Source organism: Streptomyces sp. NBC_00045, from assembly GCF_045041095.1.
Lineage (GTDB): Bacteria > Actinomycetota > Actinomycetes > Streptomycetales > Streptomycetaceae > Streptomyces.
The window spans coordinates 5,234,476-5,258,607 of record NZ_CP108271.1; the positions used below are offsets into that span (position 1 = coordinate 5,234,476).

At 71.2% G+C, this 24,132-nt stretch carries 24 protein-coding genes and 2 tRNA genes; 17 read left to right on the forward strand and 9 right to left on the reverse strand.

The window, feature by feature from the left end; translation table 11 throughout:
* The first annotated feature begins 93 nt into the window (after window positions 1-93).
* From OHA65_RS24665 to OHA65_RS24675, 3 genes are all read left to right on the forward strand, one after another.
* A complete protein-coding gene (locus tag OHA65_RS24665; RefSeq protein ID WP_030291222.1) occupies window positions 94-465 on the forward strand; it encodes a WhiB family transcriptional regulator in 372 nt (123 codons plus the stop codon).
* On the forward strand, window positions 462-791 hold the full coding sequence (locus OHA65_RS24670; protein WP_327285302.1) for a hypothetical protein: 330 nt from the start codon (window positions 462-464) through the stop codon (window positions 789-791). Before OHA65_RS24665 ends, OHA65_RS24670 begins: the two co-directional genes overlap by 4 nt.
* 120 nt (window positions 792-911) lie before the next feature.
* Window positions 912-1,118 (forward strand): hypothetical protein, encoded by a 207-nt coding sequence (locus tag OHA65_RS24675; RefSeq protein WP_099889587.1) that lies wholly within the window; start codon window positions 912-914, stop codon window positions 1,116-1,118.
* Window positions 1,119-1,141: 23 nt separating this feature from the next.
* On the opposite strand, the gene OHA65_RS24680 is transcribed toward OHA65_RS24675, so the two are convergent.
* A complete protein-coding gene (locus tag OHA65_RS24680; protein ID WP_327285303.1) occupies window positions 1,142-2,470 on the reverse strand; it encodes an AarF/ABC1/UbiB kinase family protein in 1,329 nt (442 codons plus the stop codon).
* 189 nt (window positions 2,471-2,659) lie between these two features.
* Window positions 2,660-3,766 (reverse strand): ThiF family adenylyltransferase, encoded by a 1,107-nt coding sequence (locus OHA65_RS24685; protein ID WP_405762442.1) that lies wholly within the window; start codon window positions 3,764-3,766, stop codon window positions 2,660-2,662.
* Between the two features lie 105 nt (window positions 3,767-3,871).
* Here OHA65_RS24685 and OHA65_RS24690 point away from each other — a divergent pair, with 105 nt between their 5' ends.
* The 4 genes from OHA65_RS24690 (at window position 3,872) to OHA65_RS24705 (ending at window position 7,827) form a co-directional block, all read left to right on the forward strand.
* On the forward strand, window positions 3,872-4,516 hold the full coding sequence (locus OHA65_RS24690; protein WP_371644725.1) for a M48 family metallopeptidase: 645 nt from the start codon (window positions 3,872-3,874) through the stop codon (window positions 4,514-4,516).
* Window positions 4,517-4,649: 133 nt separating this feature from the next.
* Window positions 4,650-6,353, forward strand: a complete 1,704-nt coding sequence (locus tag OHA65_RS24695) for a TerD family protein (protein ID WP_328763604.1) — start codon at window positions 4,650-4,652, stop codon at window positions 6,351-6,353.
* A gap of 20 nt (window positions 6,354-6,373) precedes the next feature.
* Entirely contained in the window at window positions 6,374-7,054 is a 681-nt protein-coding gene (locus OHA65_RS24700) for an AIM24 family protein (RefSeq protein ID WP_327285770.1), read from the forward strand.
* 17 nt (window positions 7,055-7,071) lie between these two features.
* Window positions 7,072-7,827: an AIM24 family protein gene (locus OHA65_RS24705; RefSeq protein WP_327285307.1), complete on the forward strand. Its 756-nt coding sequence runs from the start codon at window positions 7,072-7,074 to the stop codon at window positions 7,825-7,827.
* A gap of 100 nt (window positions 7,828-7,927) precedes the next feature.
* Here OHA65_RS24705 and OHA65_RS24710 read toward each other — a convergent pair whose 3' ends face one another.
* Window positions 7,928-8,452: an NUDIX hydrolase gene (locus OHA65_RS24710; protein WP_327285308.1), complete on the reverse strand. Its 525-nt coding sequence runs from the start codon at window positions 8,450-8,452 to the stop codon at window positions 7,928-7,930.
* Window positions 8,449-9,888, reverse strand: a complete 1,440-nt coding sequence (locus OHA65_RS24715; protein WP_327285309.1) for a zinc-dependent metalloprotease — start codon at window positions 9,886-9,888, stop codon at window positions 8,449-8,451. Before OHA65_RS24715 ends, OHA65_RS24710 begins: the two co-directional genes overlap by 4 nt.
* 191 nt (window positions 9,889-10,079) lie before the next feature.
* Between OHA65_RS24715 and OHA65_RS24720 the strand changes: the two genes are divergently transcribed.
* From OHA65_RS24720 to OHA65_RS24735, 4 genes are all read left to right on the forward strand, one after another.
* Complete coding sequence (locus OHA65_RS24720; protein WP_327285310.1) at window positions 10,080-11,234, forward strand: SDR family oxidoreductase; 1,155 nt, start codon at window positions 10,080-10,082, stop codon at window positions 11,232-11,234.
* A 217-nt stretch (window positions 11,235-11,451) separates the two neighbouring features.
* On the forward strand, window positions 11,452-11,913 hold the full coding sequence (locus OHA65_RS24725) for a molybdenum cofactor biosynthesis protein MoaE (protein ID WP_327285311.1): 462 nt from the start codon (window positions 11,452-11,454) through the stop codon (window positions 11,911-11,913).
* A 192-nt stretch (window positions 11,914-12,105) separates the two neighbouring features.
* Window positions 12,106-12,303 (forward strand): hypothetical protein, encoded by a 198-nt coding sequence (locus tag OHA65_RS24730; RefSeq protein ID WP_266663975.1) that lies wholly within the window; start codon window positions 12,106-12,108, stop codon window positions 12,301-12,303.
* Between the two features lie 122 nt (window positions 12,304-12,425).
* Entirely contained in the window at window positions 12,426-13,511 is a 1,086-nt protein-coding gene (locus OHA65_RS24735) for a PDZ domain-containing protein (protein ID WP_327285312.1), read from the forward strand.
* Between the two features lie 37 nt (window positions 13,512-13,548).
* Here OHA65_RS24735 and OHA65_RS24740 read toward each other — a convergent pair whose 3' ends face one another.
* Complete coding sequence (locus tag OHA65_RS24740; protein ID WP_327285313.1) at window positions 13,549-14,112, reverse strand: PPA1309 family protein; 564 nt, start codon at window positions 14,110-14,112, stop codon at window positions 13,549-13,551.
* A gap of 151 nt (window positions 14,113-14,263) precedes the next feature.
* On the opposite strand from OHA65_RS24740, the gene OHA65_RS24745 reads away from it, so the two are divergent.
* The 4 genes from OHA65_RS24745 (at window position 14,264) to OHA65_RS24760 (ending at window position 19,506) form a co-directional block, all read left to right on the forward strand.
* Complete coding sequence (locus OHA65_RS24745) at window positions 14,264-17,140, forward strand: UPF0182 family protein (protein WP_327285771.1); 2,877 nt, start codon at window positions 14,264-14,266, stop codon at window positions 17,138-17,140.
* A 45-nt stretch (window positions 17,141-17,185) separates the two neighbouring features.
* Window positions 17,186-17,259: transfer RNA gene (locus tag OHA65_RS24750), tRNA-Met, on the forward strand.
* A 202-nt stretch (window positions 17,260-17,461) separates the two neighbouring features.
* Complete coding sequence (locus OHA65_RS24755; RefSeq protein ID WP_327285314.1) at window positions 17,462-19,318, forward strand: tetratricopeptide repeat protein; 1,857 nt, start codon at window positions 17,462-17,464, stop codon at window positions 19,316-19,318.
* A 114-nt stretch (window positions 19,319-19,432) separates the two neighbouring features.
* Window positions 19,433-19,506, forward strand: a tRNA-Met gene (locus OHA65_RS24760).
* Between the two features lie 118 nt (window positions 19,507-19,624).
* Here the strand turns inward: OHA65_RS24760 and OHA65_RS24765 are convergent.
* Complete coding sequence (locus OHA65_RS24765; protein WP_053784599.1) at window positions 19,625-20,041, reverse strand: Fur family transcriptional regulator; 417 nt, start codon at window positions 20,039-20,041, stop codon at window positions 19,625-19,627.
* Window positions 20,042-20,179: 138 nt separating this feature from the next.
* On the opposite strand from OHA65_RS24765, the gene OHA65_RS24770 reads away from it, so the two are divergent.
* Window positions 20,180-21,649: a catalase gene (locus tag OHA65_RS24770; protein ID WP_327285772.1), complete on the forward strand. Its 1,470-nt coding sequence runs from the start codon at window positions 20,180-20,182 to the stop codon at window positions 21,647-21,649.
* Window positions 21,650-21,706: 57 nt separating this feature from the next.
* On the opposite strand, the gene OHA65_RS24775 is transcribed toward OHA65_RS24770, so the two are convergent.
* On the reverse strand, window positions 21,707-22,102 hold the full coding sequence (locus tag OHA65_RS24775; RefSeq protein ID WP_327285315.1) for a CBS domain-containing protein: 396 nt from the start codon (window positions 22,100-22,102) through the stop codon (window positions 21,707-21,709).
* Between the two features lie 147 nt (window positions 22,103-22,249).
* Window positions 22,250-23,056, reverse strand: a complete 807-nt coding sequence (gene hisN / locus OHA65_RS24780; RefSeq protein WP_327285316.1) for a histidinol-phosphatase — start codon at window positions 23,054-23,056, stop codon at window positions 22,250-22,252.
* 136 nt (window positions 23,057-23,192) lie between these two features.
* Here hisN and OHA65_RS24785 point away from each other — a divergent pair, with 136 nt between their 5' ends.
* Window positions 23,193-23,765, forward strand: coding sequence for a TetR/AcrR family transcriptional regulator (locus OHA65_RS24785; protein ID WP_327285317.1), 573 nt, complete (start codon window positions 23,193-23,195; stop codon window positions 23,763-23,765).
* Here the strand turns inward: OHA65_RS24785 and OHA65_RS24790 are convergent.
* A complete protein-coding gene (locus OHA65_RS24790; protein ID WP_327285318.1) occupies window positions 23,731-24,054 on the reverse strand; it encodes a multidrug efflux SMR transporter in 324 nt (107 codons plus the stop codon). The two genes, OHA65_RS24785 and OHA65_RS24790, sit on opposite strands and share 35 nt — an antisense overlap.
* Window positions 24,055-24,132 lie beyond the last annotated feature (78 nt).

Consider the following 24,132-nt stretch of genomic DNA (forward strand, 5'->3'; position numbering starts at 1 on the left):
AAGGAGCCTCGGGACTGGCAAGACCAGGTACCAGCCGCCCCCGGCCGAACCCGGCCGGAACGACTAGCCAACCAAGACGAGGAAGAAAACACCGTGCAACTCGAAGCGCACGCCCCGTCCGTACCGCAGACCCAGACGATCTCCCCGCCCGCAGTCCCGGAGGACTCCACCTTGACTCCCCTCACCGCGCTGACCGCGCTCGACGACGCCATCGAGAACCTCGGCGTACCCGTCGCCTGCCGTACCTACGACCCCGAGGTCTTCTTCGCCGAGTCCCCGGCCGACGTCGAGTACGCCAAGTCCCTGTGCGCCACCTGCCCGCTGGTCGAGGCCTGCCTCGCCGGTGCGGTCGAGCGCCGTGAGCCCTGGGGTGTCTGGGGTGGCGAGCTGTTCGTCCAGGGCGTTGTCGTAGCCCGGAAGCGCCCCCGTGGCCGTCCGCGCAAGAACCCGGTTGTCGCGGCATGACCGCCGCCGGAACCATCGACCGCCCCCTGACGCACGACCCCTTGAAGCAGGCCCTCATGACCGCCCACACGACGAGCGAGCAGCCGCACGGCTCCGCCACCGCAGACTTCATCACCGCCGGCGCGATCACCTCGCGTCAGAACAGGACCCGCGAAATGCAACTCATCCCAGAAGCCCTGGCTCGTGCCCATATGGACGACCGCATGCGTGAGGTCGACGCCGAGCGTCGCGCCCTGCGCCTGGTCGCCGCCCGCCGCATGCAGCGGCGAGCCGAGCGCGTCTCGCTGCGCGCCCGGCGGGCGCTGGCCATCGCCGTCATGCAGTAAGCAGCACGCAGCCGCCGCTGACCAGCGGCGCCGCAGCGTACGGGGGACCGGTCCGAACGGACCGGTCCCCCCGGTGCGTTGCGGACGGCTCTCCACCCCTCGCGGGGATATCGTCTGGAGGTGGACCAGCCGAATCCCCACCCCGCCCCGTCGGGACCCGAGGCCCAGCCCGTCGTCTGCGCGCGCTGCGGCAAGAAGGCCCCAGACGGCGCCCCGCCCACCTGGACCTGCTCGGTGGAGAACGGGACCAGACAGTACTTCTGCGTCGATTGCGCGCGGGCCAACCTCCGGGCGATCGAGGGCCGCCTCGACTCGTCCTGGTGGTGACTCGGGCCCGCAGGCCCCCGCGCTCACTCCTCGGGCAAGAACCCCGGGAGCCAGGACTCCAGTTCGCCCCGCAGCCGTACCGTCGCGCCCAGCTGGCAGAGCACCCCGATGGTGCTCAGCGTCACCCGGTGGATCAGCAGGTACGAGGGCGGCAGATTGATCTGCCGGCCCAACTGGTGTGCGGGGGAGCGGGGATCGGCGATCCGGGCCGCCTGGCCGCGCAGCCACGGGCGCGTGAAGGTGAACTCATCGGCCCGGGCCGGCTCGATGATGGGCAGCAGGTAGTCCAGCACCGCCTCCGGGTCCAGTTCGATGGACTCCTTCACGAACCCCTCGGCGCACAGGTGCCCGTAGGTCCCCTCCGCGTCGCCCTCCAGCGTCATCCTCAGTGACGTCCCGATGGGTTTGGGCCAGCCTCCGGGCAGCCGGTCGACGGTGCCGAAGTCCAGCACGCCCAGCCGTATTCGGCCGTCCGCCCCGGATATCAGACGGAAGTTGCCCGGATGCGGATCGGCGTGCAGCAGCCCGGTGCGCGCGGGCCCCGAGAAGAGGAACCGGGCCAGCAGCTGACCGGCGCGGTCGCGCTCCTCCTCGGTGCCGTCCGCTATCACCTCCGACAGCGGGGTCCCCTCCATCCACTCGGTCACCAGCACCTGGTCGCCCTGGTGCACGACATCCGGCACGACCACGTCCTCGTCGCCCTCGAACGCGTCCGCGTGGATCCGCTGGGCCTCGGCCTCCAGCTCGTAGTCCAGTTCCTCCGCGACCCGGTCGCGCAGCTCCTCGATCAACGGCTTGACGTCCATGCCGGGAATCAGCGGACCCAGCAGCCCCGCGAACCGGCCCAGCTGCTTCAGGTCCGACAGCAGCGCCTCACCGGCCCCCGGGTATTGGACCTTCACCGCGACCTGCCGGCCGTCGTGCCACACCGCCCGGTGCACCTGCCCGATCGAGGCCGCCGCGGCCGGCTTGTCCTCGAACTCCTCGAACAGGTCGCGCCAGTCGGCGCCCAGTCGGTCCGCCAGCACCTGGTGCACCGTCTGGGCGGGCAGCGGCGGGGCCGCCTCCTGAAGCTTGGTCAGCGCGGCCCGGTACGGCCCGGCGACCTCCTCGGGCAGGGCCGACTCGAAGACCGAGAGCGCCTGCCCGAACTTCATGGCACCGCCCTTCAACTCTCCGAGCGTGCGGAACAGCTGATCGGCGGTGCGCTGCTGGAGCTCGCGCGCCACGATCTCCGCCGACTTGCCCCCGATCCGCTTTCCCAGCCCCCAAGTGACCCGGCCCGCGAAGCCGAGTGGCAGCGCGGCCAGCTTGACGGTACGGGTGACCGCCTTCCGGGGAAGATCAGACATGCGCCCCTCCAATTCCCAGACAGCTGTGCCGCAAGCGGCGGTTCAGGACGGCCCTCGGCCCATCGCATCCTGTCATGGTGCCTGCGCCCCACCCCGCCCGAGGCGTCCACCCCGAAGCCGACGGGAGTCCCGACCCCCGGACAGCATCGGTCCCCGCGGGCGAGCATGACCGGACACCGGATGGAGCCTTCACGGCCCCGCCCCCTGCTCCGCCGTAACCCTGGCCGCGGCGCACGGGCAGTCGGGATGCGGGCTCAGGGGCGTCTGCTCCCAGTGAAGACCGGGGAGGGCGGCCTCCCAGCGGGAGGCCGTCGACGCGGGCAGCTCGCCGTCGAGGAAGGACAGGGCGTGGGCCGCGGCGAGGCCGGCCACCGCCGTGGCCAGGCCCAGGTCGCAGGCGGCGGCGGCCCGGCGGCGGTGCGCCGAGCGCCATTGGACGAGCATCCGCGGCCAGGCCGGATCCGCCTCGACCCGGTCGCGCTCCATGCAGCCCGCGCACGCCGTGGCACCCGGCAGCACCAGCGGACCGACCAGCCCGGTGCCCTCCAGCACCCCGGCGTACAGGTGCGGGGTGCCGGTGGCGATCCAGTCGGCCGCGGTGCCCGGATCCGGGGCCCACGCCTGCAAGCCGTCCCGGGGCGCGACCACCACCAGGGACACACCCGGCTCGGGCCCCTCGTGTTCCGTGGCACGCGGTGGGCGCGCCGGGGCCGATTCGCGGACCAGCCCGGCCGCCGCCTCGGCCCGCAGCCGCCCCACACTGCCCGGCCCAAGTCCACCCGGTGCCACGTCCGCGGGCTCCACCCGGCCGCCGTCGAGGACCTCGACCCGGCCCACGCCGGCTCCCGCCAGGACCCCGGCGATCATCCCGCCCACCCGGCCGCTCCCGCGCACCTGGACCCGTACGGCCCGCCGCGCCGCGACGCCCCGCAAGTCACCTCCCGGCTCACGGCGTACCAGCGAGAGCGAGCCCAGATCGGGCCCGAGCCGCTCCAGCGCCTCCGGCCGCTTGCGCACGGCCTGCGCCCGAGGGCCGCCCGCGGTCGCGTCGTCCAGCAGGCCGGCCGCTGCCAGCCGGCGGACCAGCAAGTCCACCTGCCCCTCCGGCAGCCCCACGGCCGCCGCCTCCGCGCGCAGCAGTTCCATGCCCCGCGTCCCGTCGATCCGGTCGATGAGCGATCCGGTCGCCGTGTCCACCGGGCCGAGCACCACCGCGTGCGCAGGCGTTACCCCGAACTGCACCGTCTGTAGATCCCGCCACGCCCTCGCCAGCGCCGGCTTCACCTTCGGATACATGGCTTTCCCCCTCGTACGAACTGCGCCTCGTTCCCTTCCTCCGCAGAGTGCCCGCCCGGCGCATTCCGTGCGCGGATTTGTCCACAGGCAAGAGCTATTAGGCATATGAGATGGAGAAATGGGGCGCTTCCTGCGCGACCTTCGAATCGATCATGTTCGAACGGTGGAGCAGCGGGACTTCGGCCGCGGCGAGCGGGTACGGTCTTGGGCGTGTCCGCCGACCCACAGCAGCGCGCCGTCGAAGTCCGCCGGAGCGCGCGCCGCCGCAGGACCGTTTCCGCCTACCGCGAGGGTGACCGGACGGTCGTCCTCATCCCTGCCCGGATGTCCGAGGCCGAGGAGCAGCGCTGGGTGGGCGTCATGCTCGACAAGCTCGCCGCGCAGGAGAGCAAGCGCACCCTCGGGGACGCGGAACTCACCGCACGCGCCGAGCGTTTGTCCGAGCAGTACTTCAGCGCCCGTGCCCGCCCCCGCTCGGTGCGCTGGGTCACCAACCAGAACACGCGCTGGGGCTCCTGCACCCCTGCCGAAGGCAGCATCCGGCTCTCGCACCGCCTCCAGGGGATGCCGGAGTACGTCGTCGACTACGTGCTGCTGCACGAGCTGGCGCACCTCCTCGTGCCCGGCCACGGCCCCCGCTTCTGGGAACTGCTCGACGCCTACCCGCGCACCGAGCGGGCCCGCGGCTACCTGGAGGGAGTGGTCGCCGCCGAGCGGCTGCCCAAGGTCCCCGAGGCCCGGGAGGAATGACCGGACCGCGCACCCCCGGCCGCGGACGTATCGATATGTACCGGGTCGGTACCGGCTTGGCCGGATGTCGGCAGATGCGGCTAGCCTGAGCGGCACGCAATTTCACAGTCGGGATGGGGGACGGTCGTTACGTATGGCCAGGGAATTCCAACGCGGTCACAAGGCCAAGATCAGCGATCTGACGGCCGGCACCGATCTGTACGTGGGCGTCCAGATCGCCGGGCCCGGACTCGCCTTCGACATCAGCTGCTTCGGCCTTGACGCCAACGAGCAGCTGTCGGACGACCGGTACTTCATTTTCTACAACCAGCCGAAGTCGCCGGAGGAGTCCATCCAGCAGCTCGGCCCGCAGGCCGGCGACACCGAGTCCTTCCGGGTGACGCTGGACCGCGTCCCGGCGAGCATCCACAAGCTGTCCTTCACCGCCACGATCGACGGCGACGGACAGATGTCGCAGATCGGACCGGGCTACATCCGGATCGTGGCCGGCGGCGAAGAGGTCGTCCGGTACTCCTTCACGGGTGCGGAGTTCAGCACCGAGCGCGCCGTGATGCTCGGCGACTTCTACCTCAAGGACGTGTGGCGGTTCGCCGCCGTCGGCCAGGGCTTCGACGGCGGACTCGCCGCGCTGCTGAAGAACTTCGGCGGCGAGGTCGCCGAGGAGGACGAGCAGCAGGCGCAGCAGCCGCAGGCCCCCGCCCCCGCTCAGTCCGGCGCCGCGCCGGGATTCGCCCCGCCGCCGCAGGGAGCCGCCCCGGCGCAGTCCTTCGGCACCCCGGTCCAGGCCCCGGCCCCGCAGGCCCCGCCCGCCCCGTACGTTCCGCAGCCCGCCCCGGCTCCCGCCCCGGCCCCGCAGTACCAGCAGCCCGGCGCGCCCGCCCCCGTGCACTCGGCCCCGACCATGGTCGGCCCGCTGACCACCCCGCCGGCCCCCGCGCCGTACGGACAGCCGCCGCACGCCCCGCAGCCGCCCGGCCCGCCGTCGTACGGCCAGCAGTCGCAGCCCTCGTACGGCCAGATGCCCGGTTACGGCCAGGTCCCGCCGCCCGCTCCGGCCCCCGCGCCGTACGGCCAGCAGCCCGGTTACGGCCAGGTCCCCGGCCAGCAGCCGGCCCCGTACGGTCAGATGCCCGGCCAGCAGCCCGGCTACGGCCAGGGCGCCCCGCAGGCCGCCGGCGCCGGACTCGCCGCCGCGCTCCAGCCGTACAAGGAAGTGCCCACGGGCACCCGCTGGACCGCGCAGAACCACCAGCTCATGCGCGTCGACCTGGCCATGGGCGGCCAGCCCGTCCTCGCCCGCCAGGGCAGCATGGTGCTCTACCAGGGCAAGGTCGACTTCAGCTACAAGGGCGCGGGCTTCGCCGGCCGCATCGTCGGCAACGCCACCGGCCAGGAGATGCAGCTGATGCGCTGCAGCGGCCGCGGCCAGGTCTTCCTCGCCGAGAACGGCGCCCACCTGCACGCCATCGAGCTCCAGGGCGACGGGATCTGCGTCTCCGCCGAGAGCGTCCTCGCCTTCGACGAGAGCCTCCAGCACGAGGTCCGCCGCATCGAGGGCCACGGCATCCCCGGCGGCGCCCTCTTCACGATGCTGTTCCAGGGCTCCGGCACGGTGATCGTCAAGACGCACGGCACGCCGGTCGTACTGCCCGTCACCCCGACCACCTTCGCCGACAGCAATGCCATCGTCGCGTGGTCGGCGGCCTCCCAGGTGATCGTCTCCAGCCAGGTCCGGCTGCGGCGCAACGCCTACCCCGGCCACAGCGGGGAGACCGTGAACCTCCAGTTCCGCGGCGCTCCCGGCAACTTCATCGTCGTCCAGCCGTACGAGGTCTGAGGGAGCCCGTCATGAACGCAATGAACCAGCAGCTCGCGGGCTACGCCCCCACCCCCGTCACGGCCCGCATGGAGAACCACGGCCGGGCCATGCTCAAGGTCGCCATGCAGAGCGGCCAGGACCTCTTCGCACGCACCGGATCGATGGTCGCGTACGAGGGCTTCGTCCAGTACGAGCCCAACCCGCCGGCCATGCGCCAGATGGCTTCCCAGTGGCTGACCGGCGAGGGCGCCCCGCTGATGAAGTGCACGGGCGACGGCCTGCTCTACCTCGCCGACTACGGCGCCGACGTCGTCGTGATCAACCTCAACAACGACGCGCTGTCGGTCAACGGCACCAACCTGCTCGCCTTCGACGCCCACCTCCAGTGGGGCGTCGAGCGGGTCAAGGGCATGGCCAAGTTCGCCGGCCAGGGCCTGTTCAACGTGCAGATCTCCGGCACCGGCTGGGTCGCGATCACCTCCCGGGGCACCCCGATCGTGGTCGACTGCGGCCGCGGCGAGGACGAGACGTATGTCGACCCCGACGCGCTCGTCGCCTGGTCCCCGAACCTCAAGGTGAAGGGCAAGCGCAGTTTCAAGGCCTCGTCGATGATCGGCCGGGGCAGCGGGGAGGCCTACCAGATGGCCTTCTCCGGTCAGGGCATCGTCGTCGTACAGCCCAGCGAGGACAGCACCGACCGGCTCCGGGGCCGGGGCTGAGGGGGAGCGGACACATCATGCAGAGCGCACTTTTCGCCCACGCAGAGGCGCAGTCCCAGGAGCGGTACGCCGTCCAGAACCCGCAGCTGCTGCGGGTCACGCTGGCCGGCTCCGACGACGTACTCGCCCGCAAGGGCGCGATGGTCGCCTACCAGGGCATCGTCGACTTCGACGGCGAGTACCAGAGCACCACGCAGCGCACCGCCCTCGCCCGCACCGGCGAGGGACTCGACCTGATGCGCTGCTCCGGGCAGGGCACGGTCTACCTGGCCAACCTCGCCCAGTACGTCCACGTCGTGGACGTGGACCAGGACGGCCTCACCGTCGACAGCAGCTACGTGCTGGCGCTGGACTCCAGCCTGCACACCGAGGCGATCGCGGTCGACAGCCAGTACGGGATCTCCGGTTCCGGCAAGTACCAGCTCAACATCACCGGCCGCGGCAAGGTCGCGCTGATGACCTCTGGGCAGCCGCTGATGATGCAGGTCACGCCCGACAAGTACGTCAACGCCGACGCGGACGCGGTCGTCGCCTGGTCGACCTCGCTGCGCGTGCAGATGCAGGCCCAGACGCACTCCAGCGGCGTCTGGCGGCGGCGCGGCAACACCGGCGAGGGCTGGGAGCTCAGCTTCCTCGGCACCGGCTTCGCGCTGGTGCAGCCGAGCGAGGTGCTGCCGCCGCAGAACGCCCAGCTCGGTCAGGGCATGGCCGCGCAGTACGGCATGGGCCAGCACGGCGTCCACGTGCAGAACCAGAACAACGCCTGGAACTGACGAGGGGCACACGGCACGTGCAAGGGGCGGCTCCGCGGATGCGGGGCCGCCCCTTGCACGTGTTCCGGTGTGTCCCGGTATCTGGGTGTCTCCGGAGGCGTCAGAGCCGCGCCAGGGTCGCCTCCAGCAGCCGCACGACCGAGGCGTCGGCCACCGCCGCGACCTCCTCGTACGGGAACCAGCGCAGGTCCAGCGATTCCTCGCTGATCTCCGCCACCGCGCCGGCCGGAGCCAGCGCCGCGTACTGCACGTCCAGGTGCCAGTTGCACGGCGCCGGGATCGGGTGCCGGTCCAGCCGCACCGGGCCGCCCGGCAGCAGCGTCAGCCCCGACGCGATGCCCGACTCCTCGACGGCCTCGCGCAGCGCGGCCCCGGCGAGCGTGGTGTCGTCGGGCTCGCAGTGCCCGCCCAGCTGGAGCCACATGCCGAGCTTCTTGTGCAAGGTCAGCAGTACGCGCCCGCCCGCCGGGTCGACGACCAGCGCGCTGCCGGTGATGTGCCCCGCCCGGCAGGGCTTGTAGACCCCGTCCGGGTGCGCCGCCAGGTGCTCCAGGTACAGGTCACGCAGTTCGGGCTGGTCCTCGTACCCCTTGAGGACCAGCACCGCGTCGTCGTACAGGCTCACTTCTTCGTTTCACCCTCACCATCGGCGTCGCCCGGAGTTTCCTGCCCGCCCTGTTCGCGCTTCTGCGCCGCCTCGCCGAGCATCTTGTCGATCTCGGAGAAGTCCAGCTGCTCGCGGTGCACGAACCCGTCCGGGTCGTCCAGGTCGGAGGCCGTCGGCAGCATGTCCGGGTGCTCCCAGAGCCCGTCCCGGCCGTCCACCCCGCGCGCGTCGGTCAGCGACGCCCACAGCCGCGAGGCGTCCCGCAGCCGGCGCGGGCGCAGCTCCAGCCCGATCAGCGTGGCGAAGGTCTGCTCCGCCGGGCCGCCGGAGGCGCGCCGCCGGCGCATGGTCTCGCGCATGGCGTCCGCCGAGGACAGCCGGGGCTTGGCCGCCTCGTGGACGACCGCGTCCACCCAGCCCTCGACCAGCGCGAGCGCCGTCTCCAGGCGGGCCAGGGCGGCCTTCTGCTCGGGGGTGTCCTGCGGCTGGAACATGCCGCCCTGGAGCGCTTCCTGAAGCTGCTCCGGGTTCGTCGGGTCGAGCTGGCCGACCACGTCCTCCAGCTTGGATGTGTCGACCTTGATGCCCCGCGCGTACCCCTCGACCGTGCCCAGCAGGTGCGAGCGCAGCCACGGCACGTGCGCGAACAGCCGGGCGTGCGCCGCCTCGCGCAGGGCCAGGTACAGCCGCACCTCGTCGGCCGGGACGCTCAGGTCCTTGCCGAAGGCCTCGATGTTCAGCGGAAGCAGCGCGGCCTTGCCGGCCGGACCCAGCGGAAGGCCGATGTCGGTGGAGCCGACGACCTCGCCCGCGAGGGTGCCGACGGCCTGGCCGATCTGCTGGCCGAACATGGCGCCGCCCATGGAGCGCATCATGCCGAGCAGCGGGCCCGCCATGGCCTGCATCTCCTCGGGCAGCACACTGCCCATGGCCACGCCGACGCGCTCGGCGACCGGGTCCACGAGCTCCTTCCACACCGGGAGGGTCGCCTCGACCCACTCGGCACGGCTCCACGCGACGGCCGTCGTCGCGCCCGAGGGCAGCGAGGTCACCCCGTCCAGCCAGTGGTCGGCGAGGCGCACGGCCTCGTCGACGGCGGACTTCTCGGCGATGCCGACGCTGACGTCCTTCACACCGTCCGCCGTGCCCTGGGCGACGGTCTGGCGGGCGATGTCCTTGGCCATGTCCCAGTTCACGGGACCGCCCTCGTAGCTGAGCATCTGGCCGAGCTGCTGGAAGGCCGCGCCCAGGTCGTTCGGGTTCATCGAACCGAACATCGCCGCGAACGGATTGTCCGCGCCGCCCGGGCCGCCGGCGCCGCCCGGCAGGCCCATGCCCGGGAACCCGAACGGATTCGGGCCGCTCTGACCGCCCTGATTGCCCTTCTTCTTGCCTTCGTCGCCGTTCTCCGGCTCCTCCGGCGGAAGGCCGAATCCGAATGGGGTGTCGCTCACGGGTTTCCTCGGCTCGTAGGGCCGCCGGCAGGGCCGACGGGAAATGGTCCGACAACACCACCCAGCGTAGACACCACACCCGCTTCCGGGCTCGGTGCTCCGCCGACTCCTGGGCTGCGGCAGGATGGACATCACCTGGTAGGTACGCGTCGCGGCGCGTCCCTACTGAAGACAACCGCTGGAGACGCCTGGTGAGTTCCCCAGATCCACAGGTTCGCGCGCCCCACGACGCCGAAAACCGCCCTGAGCACGGCGAGAGCGCCCACGGCGTTCGCCAGCCGCGAAACCAGGCTGCACGAGGCCCCGTGATCGCCGTGACCGGCGCCGCTTCCGGGGTCGGGGCGGCCCTGGTGGCCCGCCTGGCCGCGTCCGACGAGGTCAAGCAGGTCGTGGCGATCGACGAGCGGCGCGGTGACTGCGCCGCCGCGCAGTGGCACGTGCTGGACGTACGGGACCCCGCGATCGCCGAGAAACTGCGCGGCGCCGACGTGGTCGTCCACCTGGCGCTGGACCTCGACCTGGAGACGGACCCGGCCGCCCGTACGGCGTACAACGTGCGCGGGACACAGACCGTCCTGACGGCCGCCGCCGCGGCCGGGGTGCACCGGGTCGTGCTGTGCACCTCCGCGATGGTCTACGGGGCCCTGCCGGACAATGACATCCCGCTGTCGGAGGACTCCGAGCTGCGGGCCACGGCCGAGGCGACGGGCGTCGGCGACCTGCTGGAGATCGAGCGGCTCGGCCGCCGGGCGCCGCGGGCGCACCCCGGGCTCAACGTGACGGTGGTCCGCCCGGCGGTCCTGGTCGGCGGCACCGACACCGCCCTGACCCGGTACTTCGAGTCGCCGCGCCTGCTGGTGGTGGCCGGCTCCCGGCCGACCTGGCAGTTCTGCCACGTCGAGGACCTGGTCAGCGCGCTGGAGTACGCGGCACTGGAGAAGGTCGAGGGCGAGCTGGCGGTGGGCTGCGAGGGCTGGCTGGAACAGGAGGAGGTCGAGGAGCTGAGCGGCATCCGCCGCATGGAGCTCCCGTCGGCGGTCGCGCTCGGCGCGGCGGCCCGGCTCCACCGGATCGGCCTGACTCCCTCCCCGGCAGGGGACCTCGCGTACACGATGCATCCGTGGGTGGTCAGCGTGAGCGGGCTGCACGCGGCGGGTTGGCGGCCGCGCTGGACCAACGAGGAGGTGCTGGCCGAGCTCCTCCAGGAAGTCGCGGGCCGGCACACGGTCGCTGGGCGCCGGCTGGGCCGCAAGGACGCCACCGCGGCGGGCGCGGCCGGCGCGACGGTCGCCCTGCTGGGCGCGGCGGCGGTGGTCCGCAGGGCCCGCAAGCGCCGCGGCATCTGACCGTCCCGGGCCTGCCGGCCCCGGGCCCCGAGGGGTCGGCCCCGCCCCGGGCGTCCGGCCCCGGGTGGGGGCTGCACGGGTCTGCCGCGGGCGGCGGGTGCCCGAGCTCGGGGCGGCTCGGCCGCGGTGATCCTGTAGGAGGCTCCATACCGGTGGGCCGTACAGCCGGTCGAATCGGCTCTTCCGAGATGTGAGAGCGGTGGTGCACGATGGCTGCATGGCACCGCACTTCGACCACCCCGGCGAGCAGGCCGCTCCGGACCCGATCCGGCTGCTCGAAATCCGTGAGACCCCGCTCTCGATCGACGAGGTCTTCAAGGCGGTAGGCGACGACGCGACGGGTGGCACGACCCTCTTCGTCGGCACCGTGCGCAACCACGACAGCGGGGCCGACGTCGACGCGCTCGGCTACTCCTGCCACCCGTCGGCCGAGGCCGAGATGCGCCGCGTCGCCGAGCGCGTGATCGACAAGTACCCGGTCCGCGCCCTGGCCGCCGTCCACCGCATCGGCGACCTGGCCGTCGGCGACCTCGCGGTGATCGTGGCGGTGTCCTGCCCGCACCGCGGCGAGGCCTTCGAGGCCTGCCGGATGCTGATCGACGACCTCAAGCACGAGGTCCCGATCTGGAAGCACCAGACCTTCTCCGACGGCACCGAGGAGTGGGTCGGAGCCTGCTGAGCGCCCTCGGCCGGCGCCTTGGCGGGCGCTGGCCGGCGGGTACTCGGGGGCCGGGTGCGGGGGTGGGGGTGCGATCTTGTACTGTCCCACCCGTTCGGCCGCGCAACACGCCCTCGATTTGCGTAACCCCCCTCCGGGCACGAGCGTTGAAGCCACCAACGACACGTACTTTCGGGGCAGGGAGGCACGTCCATGGCGTCACTGGCGTGGTTGCTGATTCCGCTGTTCGCCGCCATCGGAGCGGCGATATGGGGCAGCTGGGCGGCGCGCGACCGCACTCAAGGTGACATATCCGAACTCGCGGGATACGCGAGGTTCCGTGAAGCCATGGACAAGGCCGATCAGGCCAGGGCGAAGGCAGCGGCCCATTCCGGTTCCGACGCGGTGTGACGCGTCCCGGGCGAGGCCCCTCGAAGACCCGCCCCTGAGAATCCGCTGAGAGTTCCGCGTACGGCCCCCGTACGGACCGGCCCCGGCGGCCGCCCGTCTGGGGCGTCCCGTACTGTCGATCCATGCCACGCCGCACTGCGACGATGCTCGCCTCCACCCTCCTGCTGTTCGCGCTGCTCTGCGCAGGGGTTTTCATCAAGGTCCCGTACTCGGAAATGAGCCCGGGCCCGACGGTGAACACGCTCGGGGACTCGCACGGCGAGCCCGTCATCAGCATCGCGGACCACAAGACGTACCCGGCCAGTGGGCACCTCAACATGACGACGGTCCGGGTCACCGGCGCCGACTACGACATGAACCTGCTGGAAGCGGTCTACGGCTGGCTGTCCGACGACAACATCGTCGTCCCGCACGAGAACCTCTACCCGGACGGGAAGACGGAGGAGCAGTCGACCCAGGAGAACGCCGAGGAGTTCAGCCAGTCGCAGGAGAGCGCCAAGGTGGCGGCCCTCAAGCAGCTGGGCACTCCGGGCGTCGCCTCCCGCGTCGTGGTCTCCACCGTCGTCAAGGGGAGCCCCGCCGAGGGCAAGCTGCACGCCGGTGACGTGATCCGGGCCGTCGACGGCAGCCCGATCAACGCCCCCGAGGACGTGGCCAAGCTCGTCACCAAGCGCAAGGCCGGCGAGCCGGTCGAGTTCACCATCGTGCCCGCCGCCGAGGCGGCAGCGGCCGAGAAGGCGCACAAGGAGCCCACCGGGTCGACCAAGGTCGTGATCACCACCGCGAAGGCGGAGGGCGACGGGCATGCCATCGTCGGCATCCGGGCGGGCACCGACCACACCTTCCCGTTCGCGATCGACATCAAGCTCGCCGACGTCGGCGGCCCGAGCGCGGGCCTGATGTTCTCCCTCGGCATCGTCGACAAGCTCACCCCGGGCGATCTGACCGGCGGGAAGTTCGTCGCGGGCACCGGCACCATCGACGACGCCGGCAAGGTCGGCCCCATCGGCGGCATCCAGATGAAGACGATCGGGGCCCGGCAGGCCGGCGCCGAGTACTTCCTGACGCCCGCCGAGAACTGCTCCGCCGCCTCCCAGCACGTCCCCGACGGCCTGACCCTCGTGAAGGTCTCGACCATCGACGACGCCACGAAGGCGCTGGAGAAGATCAGCAAGGGCGACACGGCCGGCCTGCCGCAGTGCGGCTAGCGGCCGGTCCGCCCCCGAGCCCGTCCGCCCGGGCCGGTCAGTCCAGGAACGTCGCGGCCAGCGCCTCGGCCAGGCCCGGCACCAGGCTCGCGCCGGTCAGGACCTCGGTCGAGGAGTCCTTCTCGCGCAGCCGTACCGCGGACTCCCGGGAGCCGTCGCGCAGCACGCCCACGGTCAGCCGCACCTCCTGCCGGTCCGGGTGAGTGGCGACCCACTTGGCCAGCTGCTTGTCGCTGAGCCCCTCCGGTACGGAGGCCTCCGCGGACGGCGGCAGCATCAGCCGTTCCACCGTCAGCGCGCAGCCGACGATCGCCTTGGGCCAGGCGATGGTTCCCAGGAACTTGTCCAGCGGCGTGCCCTTGGGCACCTCGTCCTGCTCGATCGGGGTGAGCTGGCTCTTGCCCGCGTCGTCCTGGTCGAGGCCGAGCTGGCCTGCGAGCCGCGGCTCCGACTTGCGGAGCTTGGCGGTGTCGACGAGCGCGAACAGCCGGGCGGGCTTGTCCCAGCCGAGGGAGGAGGCGTACTCGTCGATCTCAAGGACGGCACGCGTCAGGGGAGTGGCCGCCATCGGCGTGCCGGGGGAAGGAGAAACGTTGGACATGGACTACATCCTGCCTCCTTTCCACCCGACACCGGGAACCGACTAAAGCCTCAGTAAGTTGAATCAGTGGGCCCTACGATCGGGGGCCCAGCTTTTGAAATGTCCAGCACGACACTCAGCGACTTTCGAGGTGCGCACCTTGGCTTTCCAGATGCCGGACCGCGGCGGAGGCCCTTCCGGGCCACGGATGAGAGTCGGCCGCCCCTCCCGGCGTGCCCGCACTCTTCTGATGACCTTGGGCGTACTGGCCGTCCTGGGCATGGCGTTCGTCATGTTCGCGGGCTTCTGGACGGACTGGCTCTGGTTCCGCTCCGTGAAGTACTCCACCGTCTTCACCACCACCCTGTGGACCAAGATCGGCCTCTTCGCCGTCTTCGGCCTGCTGATGGCGGGTGCCGTCGGCCTGAACATCTGGCTGGCGTACCGGCTGCGGCCGCCGCTGTCCGCGATGTCCATGGAGCAGCAGAGCCTCGACCGCTACCGGATGAGCGTCGCCCCGTACAAGACGTGGCTGCTCCTCGGGATCGCGGCGCTCGTCGGCATGATCGCGGGCGCCTCGGCGGCCGGCCAGTGGAAAACCTGGCTGATGTACGTGAACGGGGTGCCCTTCGGGCAGAAGGACCCCCAGTTCCATCTGGACGTGTCGTTCTACACCTTCGACCTGCCCTGGTACCGCTTCCTGCTCGGCTTCGGCTTCGCCGCGGTCGTGCTGTCGGTGATCGCCGCGGTCGTCGTCCACTACCTGTACGGCGGCCTGCGCGTGACGAGCCCGGGCGCCCGGGCCACCGCGGCGGCGACCGGACACCTGTCGGTGCTGCTCGGCCTCTTCGTGACGCTGAAGGCCGTGGCGTACTGGCTCGACCGGTACGGCCTCGCCGTGAAGTCCAGCGACTTCAAGGCCGCGGACAACTGGACCGGCCTGCGCTACGTCGACGCGAACGCGTACCTGCCGGCGAAGACGATCCTCGTCGCCATCGCGGCCATCTGCGCCGTGCTCTTCTTCGCGACGCTGTGGCGCCGCACCTGGCAGCTGCCGGTCATCGGCTTCGGCCTGATGGTGCTCTCGGCGATCCTGATCGGGGGGCTGTACCCGGCGATCGTGCAGAAGTTCCAGGTCCAGCCGAACGAGCAGGCCAAGGAATCGCCGTACGTCGAGAAGAACATCAAGGCGACGCGTGACGCCTACGGGATCGACCGCTCCGAGGTGAAGGACTACCCGGGCGTCCCGCAGACCGAGGACAAGACCAAGCTGCGGCAGGCGGCCGACACCACGGCCAGCGTCCGGCTCCTCGACCCGAACATCGTCTCGCCGGCGTTCCAGCAGCTCCAGCAGGTCAAGGGCTACTACGGCTTCCCGTCCACGCTCGCCGTGGACCGGTACAGCGGCCAGGACACGGTCATCGGGCTGCGCGAGCTGAACATCGGCGGCATCCCGAAGAACAACTGGATCAACGACCACTTCAAGTACACGCACGGCTACGGCGTGGTCGCCGCCAAGGGCACCACCGTCAAGGACGGTGCCCCCGACTTCACCCAGTCCGACCTGCCCTCCAAGGGGATGTTCGGCACGGACTTCGAGCAGCGCATCTACTACGGCGAGCAGACGAAGCAGTACTCGATCGTCGGCGGACCGCAGAAGGAGCTCGACTACTCGGACGACAAGGGCGAGAAGGAGACGAGCTACAAGGGCGGCTCCGGCGTCAACCTCGACAACCCGGTCAACCGGGCGGCGTACGCGCTCGCGTTCAGCGAGCCGCAGATCCTCTACTCCGGCGCCATCGGCGACGGCTCGCGGATCCTGTACCACCGCACGCCCAAGGAGCGCGTCGAGGCGGTCGCCCCGTGGCTGACCATCGACGGCGCCCCGTACCCGGCGGTCGTGGACGGCCGGATCAAGTGGATCGTCGACGCGTACACGACGACGAACGGCTACCCGTACGCCTCGCGCACCACGCTGGGCCAGAGCACCGCGGACTCACTGACCAACAGCCAGCGCGCGGTGGTGGCGCAGGAGAACCAGGTCAACTACATCCGCAATTCGGTCAAGGCCACGGTCGACGCCTACGACGGCACGGTCAGTCTGTACCAGTGGGACACCGAGGACCCGGTCCTGAAGACCTGGATGAAGGCGTTCCCGGGGACGGTCAAGCCCAAGAGCGAGATCTCCAAGCCGCTCATGGACCACCTGCGCTACCCGCAGGACCTCTTCAAGGTCCAGCGCGAGCTGCTCACCCGGTACCACGTCACGGACCCGCAGACCTTCCTCAGCGGCAGTGAGGCCTGGGCCGTCCCGGACGACCCGACGACCAAGGCCGGCACGGCGGTCCCGCCGTACTACCTGTCGATGAAGATGCCGGACCAGAAGGAGAAGGACCAGGTCTTCTCGCTCACGACGACGTTCACGCCGAACGAGCGGGACAACCTGAGCGCCTTCATGGCGGTCAACGCCGATCCGGGCACCCAGGACTACGGCAAGATCAGAATCCTGAAGCTGCCGACGAGCAAGCCGGTCGACGGCCCCAAGCAGGTGCAGAGCAAGTTCCAGTCGGAACCGAAGATCGCTGAATCGATCAGGCTGCTGCGCGGCGGCGACTCGGAAGTCGAGTACGGCAATCTGCTCGCGGTGCCGCTCGACGGCGGAATGCTGTACGTGGAGCCGGTGTACGTGCGCAGCTCGAACCTGAAGTACCCGCTGCTGCGCAAGGTGCTGGTGACGTACGGCAACCAGACCGCGTTCGAGGACAGCCTGGAGAAGGCGCTGAACGTGGTCTTCGGGGCCGAGGCGCCGACCGTGCCGACGACTCCGGTGACCCCGCCGGGCGAGGGCACCACCACGCCCCCGACCGCCACGGACCCGACGGTCAAGGCGGCGCTCGACGATGCCAGGAAGGCGATCGAGGCGGCCGACAAGGCCCGTCAGTCCGGCGACTGGACGGCCTTCGGCAAGGCGCAGGACGACATCAAGGCGGCGCTGCAGCGGGCGATCGACGCGGAGGCGAAGCTGACCGCCCCGAAGCCGGCTGGATAAGGAGTAATGGCTCAGTCCCGCGTCGTGATACTGTGGTTTCACCGACGCGGGGTGGAGCAGCTCGGTAGCTCGCTGGGCTCATAACCCAGAGGTCGCAGGTTCAAATCCTGTCCCCGCTACTGAAGATGAAGGCCCGGATCCATGGGATCCGGGCCTTCGTCATGTCCAGGGGGGACACGCGGGGCCATGAGGTAGCTGAGACGGGTGAGTTGGGGCGGGACCGTGTTTGACTTATCTCTCTGTGGGCATGTCGACAAAACGCTGTAGTGACCTCACAGGCTGCGACATACCAGGTGTACGCGGGTAGCAGGTGATGCGACGATGGGATTTATGGGGGACAGGTCAACTCTGCTGGAGACAGGGCGGTTTGTGAGGGCGGAAGTCGAATCGGGCGCAGAGGCCAACGAGGAGGCTCCGGTCGTTAACGCGCAGACCGCACTGACCGATGCGGATTTCGCGGAGGAAATGTTCGCCGAGACCGACCCGGCGAGCGACACCGAGCTGGAGGCACGGCACCGGGTCGCGGCCGACCGGGGGGACCCGGGCGCGATGAGCGTGCTCGGGGCGCTGCTGCTGCGCCGCGGCGACCTGGCCGGCGCGGAGCCGTACCTGCGCGGCGCCACCGCGGAGGGGGACCGCGCCGCCGCCAACAACCTGGGAGTGCTGCTGCTCCAACGGGGCTACCCCGAGGAGGCCGCCGGCTGGTGGCGCGTCGCCGCCGTGGCCGGATCCGCGCCGGCCGCACATGCGCTGGGCCGCCACTTCCGCGAGCGCGGGGACGAGCCCGCCGCCGAGTACTGGCTCCGCCAGGCAGCGGAATCCGGCCATGCCCTCGGCGCGTACGGGCTCGCCGAGCTGCTGGAGCACCGCGGCGACAAGGGTGTCGAGCGCTGGCTGCGGCAGGCGGCCGAGCAGGGGCACCGCGAAGCCGCCTACCGGCTGGCCCGGCACCTGCGCAAGGGCGACCCCGCAGAGGCCGAGCAGTGGTACCGGCAGGCCGCCGCGCGCGGGCACCGGCAGGCCGCACTGCACCTGGGCGCCCTCCTGGAGGCGCGCGGCGAGCTCAAGGAGGCCGGGCGCTGGTACCTGACCTCCGCCAAGCAGGGCGAGGCGCGCGCCGCGTGCGCGCTCGGCTTCCTGCTGCGCGACGCCGGCGACGAGGAGAGCGCCGTCGCGTGGTGGAACCGGGCCGCACAGGACGGCGACGGGAACGCCGCCAACGCCCTGGGGGCGCTGCACGCCGCGCGGGGCGAGACCCAGACCGCGGAGAAGTGGTACCGGACCGCCATGGACGCGGGCGACCAGAACGGGGCGTACAACCTTGCTTTGCTGTGCGCCGCACAGGAGCGGACCGCCCAGGCCGAGCAGTGGTACCGGCGCGCCGCCTACGCCGGCCACCGGGAGGCCGCCAACGCCCTCGCCATCATGCTGCTCCAGGTCGGCGACGCGGCCGGGGCCGAGCCGTGGTTCTCGAAGGCGGCCGAGGCGGGCAGCGTCGACGCCGCGTTCAACCTCGGCATCCTGTTCGCGAGCCGGGACGACGACCGGACGGCGCTGAAGTGGTACGAGCGGGCCGCGTCGGCCGGCCACACCGACGCGGCGCTCCAGGTCGGGATCGCGCTGGTCCGCGACGGCGAGGACCGCGCGGCCGAGCGGCACCTGCGCTGCGCCGCGGGCGGCGGCAGCGCGGAGGCGGCGTTCCGGCTGGCCGCTCTGCTGGAGTCGCTGGCTCCGCCGCCGGAGCCGGTGGCGCTGGGCGAGCCGGTCGGCGGGGCCGGGCGCAGCGAGAGCGAGGAATGGTACGAGCGGGCCGCGGAGCTGGGGCACCGGCGCGCCCAGGTGCGGGTCGGGATGCTCGCCGCCGCGCGGGGCGATCTGGCGGTCGCGGCCCGGTGGTACCGGGAGGCGGCCGAGGCCGGGTCCCGGAACGGGGCCTTCAACCTCGGGCTGCTGCTGGCGCGGGAAGGGAACGAGCCGGAGGCCGCACTGTGGTGGACCCGGGCCGCGGTGGCCGGCCACGGCCGGGCGGCGCTGCGGCTGGGGCTGCTGGCCGCCCGGCACGGGGACCTGGCCGAGGGGCAGAAGTGGTGCGTCCGGGCCATGGAGCTGGGGCCGGCGGAGGTCTCCGAGCGCGCCGCCCGCCTCCGCGAGGCCCTCGCGGAGGAACTCTCCGCCTGACCCCCGGGGGCCCTGGCCCCTGACCCCCGGCCGGCGGGGCGCAGGGGTCTGCGGGGCCCATCGTTAAGCGATTTGCATCTGTGCGGGGGCGTCACGTAAAGTCGTGTTTACCGACGCGGGGTGGAGCAGCTCGGTAGCTCGCTGGGCTCATAACCCAGAGGTCGCAGGTTCAAATCCTGTCCCCGCTACTGAAGGCTGAAGGCCCGGATCCTCTGGATCCGGGCCTTCAGTCGTTTACGCGAACGAAGTGCAACGAAGCGGAGGGCCCGGGAACATCGTTCCCGGGCCCTCCGCTTCGCTGGTTCGTCACGCCCCCGCGCAGGACGGGCACAGCCCGCGGTACGTCACCTCGACCGCCGACACCACGAAGCCGAAGCGCTCCGCGTCCGGGAGGTCGGCCAGCGGGTTCCCCGACGGGTGCACGTCGCGGATCGCGCCGCACTGGGCGCAGACCAGGTGCTGGTGGGGCTGGTGGGCGTTGGGGTCGTACCGCTTGGCCCGGCGGTCCGTGGAGACCTCCAGCACCTCGCCGAGGGACACGAGCTCACCCAGCGTGTTGTAGACGGTGGCGCGCGAGATCTCCGGCAGCTTGTCCACCGCGCGCGCATGCACCTCGTCGGCCGTCAGGTGAACGTGGTCACCGTCGAGCACCTCGGCCACGACACGCCGCTGTGCGGTCATGCGCCATCCGCGTCCGCGAAGTCGTTCCAGCAGGTCACTCATGGACACCAGCCTAACAGCGCGGGGAATGGGTGTAACTCCCGAACGTGTGTGGAGTTGGAACCTTACTTGACTTAGACAAAGTCCATCGTAGGATCGAGTGCAGTAGACGACAGGGCCAAGGACAGGCACATGGCAGGAATGACGCAGGAGGCGCACGTGACGCAGGGACCGCTCACCACGGAGGCCGGGGCTCCGGTCGCCGACAACCAGAACAGCGAGACGGCCGGCGTCGGAGGGCCCGTCCTGGTCCAGGACCAGCTGCTCCTTGAGAAGCTGGCGCACTTCAACCGCGAGCGCATCCCGGAGCGCGTGGTGCACGCCCGCGGAGCCGGCGCGTACGGCACCTTCACCCTCACCCGTGACGTCTCGCAGTGGACCCGGGCGAAGTTCTTGTCCGAGGTCGGCAAGCAGACCGAGACGTTCCTGCGCTTCTCCACCGTCGCGGGCAACCTCGGCGCGGCCGACGCGGTGCGCGACCCCCGCGGCTGGGCGCTGAAGTTCTACACCGAAGAGGGCAACTACGACCTCGTCGGCAACAACACCCCGGTGTTCTTCATCAAGGACGCCATCAAGTTCCCGGACTTCATCCACACCCAGAAGCGCGACCCGTACACCGGCTCGCAGGAGGCGGACAACGTCTGGGACTTCTGGGGCCTCTCGCCCGAGTCCACCCACCAGGTGACCTGGCTGTTCGGCGACCGCGGCATACCGGCGTCCTACCGCCACATGAACGGCTACGGCTCGCACACGTTCCAGTGGAACAACGAGGCCGGCGAGGTGTTCTGGGTCAAGTACCACTTCAAGACCGACCAGGGCATCAAGAACCTCACCCAGGCCGAGGCCAACAAGCTCGCCGGTGAGGACCCCGACTCGCACCAGCGCGACCTGCGCGAGTCCATCGAGCGCGGCGACTTCCCGACCTGGACCGTGCAGGTCCAGATCATGCCCGCGGCCGACGCGACCGAGTACCGCTTCAACCCGTTCGACCTCACCAAGGTGTGGCCGCACGAGGACTACCCGCCGATCGAGATCGGCAAGCTGGAGCTCAACCGCAACCCGGAGAACGTCTTCGCCGAGGTCGAGCAGAGCATCTTCAGCCCGGCCCACTTCGTCCCCGGCATAGGTCCGTCCCCGGACAAGATGCTCCAGGGCCGCCTCTTCGCGTACGGCGACGCCCACCGCTACCGCGTCGGCATCAACGCCGACCACCTGCCGGTGAACCGCCCGCACGCCACCGAGGCGCGCACCAACTCCCGTGACGGCTTCCTGTACGACGGTCGCCACAAGGGTGCGAAGAACTACGAGCCGAACAGCTTCGGCGGCCCGCACCAGACCGACCGCCCGCTGTGGCAGTCCGTCCCGGTGTCGGGCGGCACGGGCAACCACGCCGCCCCGGTGCACTCCGAGGACAGCGACTTCGTCCAGGCCGGCAACCTCTACCGGCTGATGCCGCAGGACGAGAAGTCCCGTCTGATCGAGAATCTTTCCGGCTTCATCGCCAAGGTCTCCCGTGACGACCTCGCCGAGCGCGCGATCGACAACTTCCGTCAGGCGGACGGTGACTTCGGCAAGCGGCTGGAGGCCGCGGTCCAGGCCCTCCGCGGCTGATCCACCGCTCGTCGACAGCTGAAGGGCCGGACCCCGGACGGGGTCCGGCCCTCCGGCTTACGCGGGTACGGCGCTGCGCCGGTCCGGCACCCAGCAGCGGATGACGTCGCGCACGGACACGATGCCGACGGGGCCGCCGTGCTCCAGCACGATCAGATGGCGGAAGCCGCCGTGGACCATCGCCTCCGCGGCCTCCTGGACGGTGGCCTGAGGGGTGCAGAACACCACGTTGTTGGTGGTGTGCGCACCCACGGACTCCCGGTCGGGATCGTGGCCCGCACCGAGGGAGTTGAGGATGTCGCGTTCGGTCAGGATGCCGATCCCGCTGTGGTCGGGATCGAGGACGACGGCTGCGCCGACGCGTCGGCCGGACATCAGGCTGGCCGCCTGCCGGAGGGTGTGGGCGGGTCCGAGGGTGAGGATCACGGTGCTCATGGCGTCGCGGACGAGCATGAAGAGGACCACCTCCTGGGGAGAGTCCTCCGCCGCACTTAGAGAAGGACTTCACAAGCGCACAAGCGGAGGAGTCTCAGATTCCCATGGACACGGAGGGTCATCAAGAGGGCGCACCCGGTTGTCCGGGTGCAGGGACCCGACGGCTCAGGCGCGCGGGCGCAAATACCCCAGCATCTCCTCGTGCAACAGCCCGTTCGAGGCGGCCGCATTCCCGCCGTGCACGCCCTGCGCGCCGTCCAGGCTGGTGAACCGGCCTCCCGCCTCCTGGACCACGACCGCGATGGCCGCCATGTCCCACAGGTTCAGCTCCGGCTCCGCGCACAGGTCCAGCGAGCCCTCGGCGACCATCATGTACGGCCAGAAGTCGCCGTAACCGCGGGTGCGCCAGCATTGCCGGGTCAGGTCCAGGAACCCGGCCAGGCGGCCCTGCTCCTCCCAGCCGCTCAGCGAGGAGTACGCGAAGGAGGCGTCGCCCAGGGTGCCCACCTTCGAGACGCCGAGCCGTACGGGAGCACCACCCAGCGCACCGCCGGCGTACGCGCCCGCGCCCTGCGCCGCCCACCAGCGGCGACCCAGCGCCGGCGCCGAAACCACGCCGACCACGGGCCGGAAGACCCCGTCGGAGCCCTCCTCCATCAGCGAGATCAGCGTCGCCCAGACGGGTACGCCGCGCACGTAGTTCTTCGTGCCGTCGATCGGGTCCACGACCCAGCGGCGCGGGCCGCTGCCCTTGAGGCCGTACTCCTCGCCCAGAATGGCGTCGGCGGGCCGCGCGGCCTCGATCCCGGCCCGGACGACCTCCTCCGCGGCCTTGTCCGCCTCGCTCACCGGGGTCATGTCCGGCTTCGTCTCGACCTTCAGGTCCAGGGCGCGGAACCGCTGCATCGTGGCGGTGTCCGCCGCGTCGGCGAGCTCAAGGGCAAGGCGCAGGTCATCGTCATACTCGGGCATGGCCGAACAGTATCGGGACTCCCCGGACCCGGCGAACGCCGTCCACGGTGCGACCGGCAGGCGCCCTTGACAGGATCTGTCGGTCCGTCAACTCTGGCGGGAAGGCCGAGCGGGGAAGTCGAGCGGGGAGGCGCGCATGCCGGCAGCCCGGGAGTCCTTGTTGGAAGCTGCGGGTGCGGCACTGTTGGCACGCCCCTGGCCCTCGGTGCGGATGGTCGACGTGGCAGCCACCGCCGGGGTGTCCCGGCAGACCCTCTACAACGAGTTCGGCGGCAAGGCCGGCCTGGGCCGGGCCCTGGTGCGCCGCGAGGCCGACTGGTACCTCGAAGGGGTGGACCGGGTGCTGCGCTCCCCGGCCGGGGTGGCCGAACGTCTCGCCTCGGTCGCGGAGTGGACCGTACGGGCGGCCCGCGCGCGGCCCCTCGTACGGGCCCTGCTGACGGGCTGCTGGGACGGGAACTTACCGGTGCCGCCCGGGCAGGGAGTGCGGCCCGGAGTGCCGGCCCCCGGGCCCGGGGAGCTGGCCCGGGCCGTCCGCGACCGGGCCTCGGCCACGCTCGCCCCGGGGGAGGGGGCGCAGCGGTGCGAGCTCGCCGTGCGCCTCGCGCTGTCGTACGTGATAGCCCCGGGAGAGGAGCCGGGCCTCGGTGAGCTGATGCGGCTCCTGCGCCTGCTCAGTGAGTCGAACCGGACAGCTGGAGGCCGATGACGCCCAGGATGACCAGCGTGATCGAGACCAGTTTGAGGGTGGAGACCAGGTCGCCGAGGAAGATCATGCCGTAGATGGCCGTACCGGCGGCCCCGATGCCCGTCCACACCGCGTAGGCGGGGCCCACGTCCAGCTTCTTCAACGCCAGCGTCAGCAGGCCGAAGCTGCCCAGGGCGAAGCAGGCGAAGGCGATGGTCGGCCACAGCCGGGTGAACCCGTGGGACAGCTTGAGGCAGACCGCGAAACCGGTCTCCAGGATCCCCGCGACGACCACCAGCAGCCACGCCATGGCGCATGCCTCCCCGCCTCAGGTGACGTCGTGTCACATGGTGCGACTATGCATTTACCAGACGCGGTACCCGGCAAA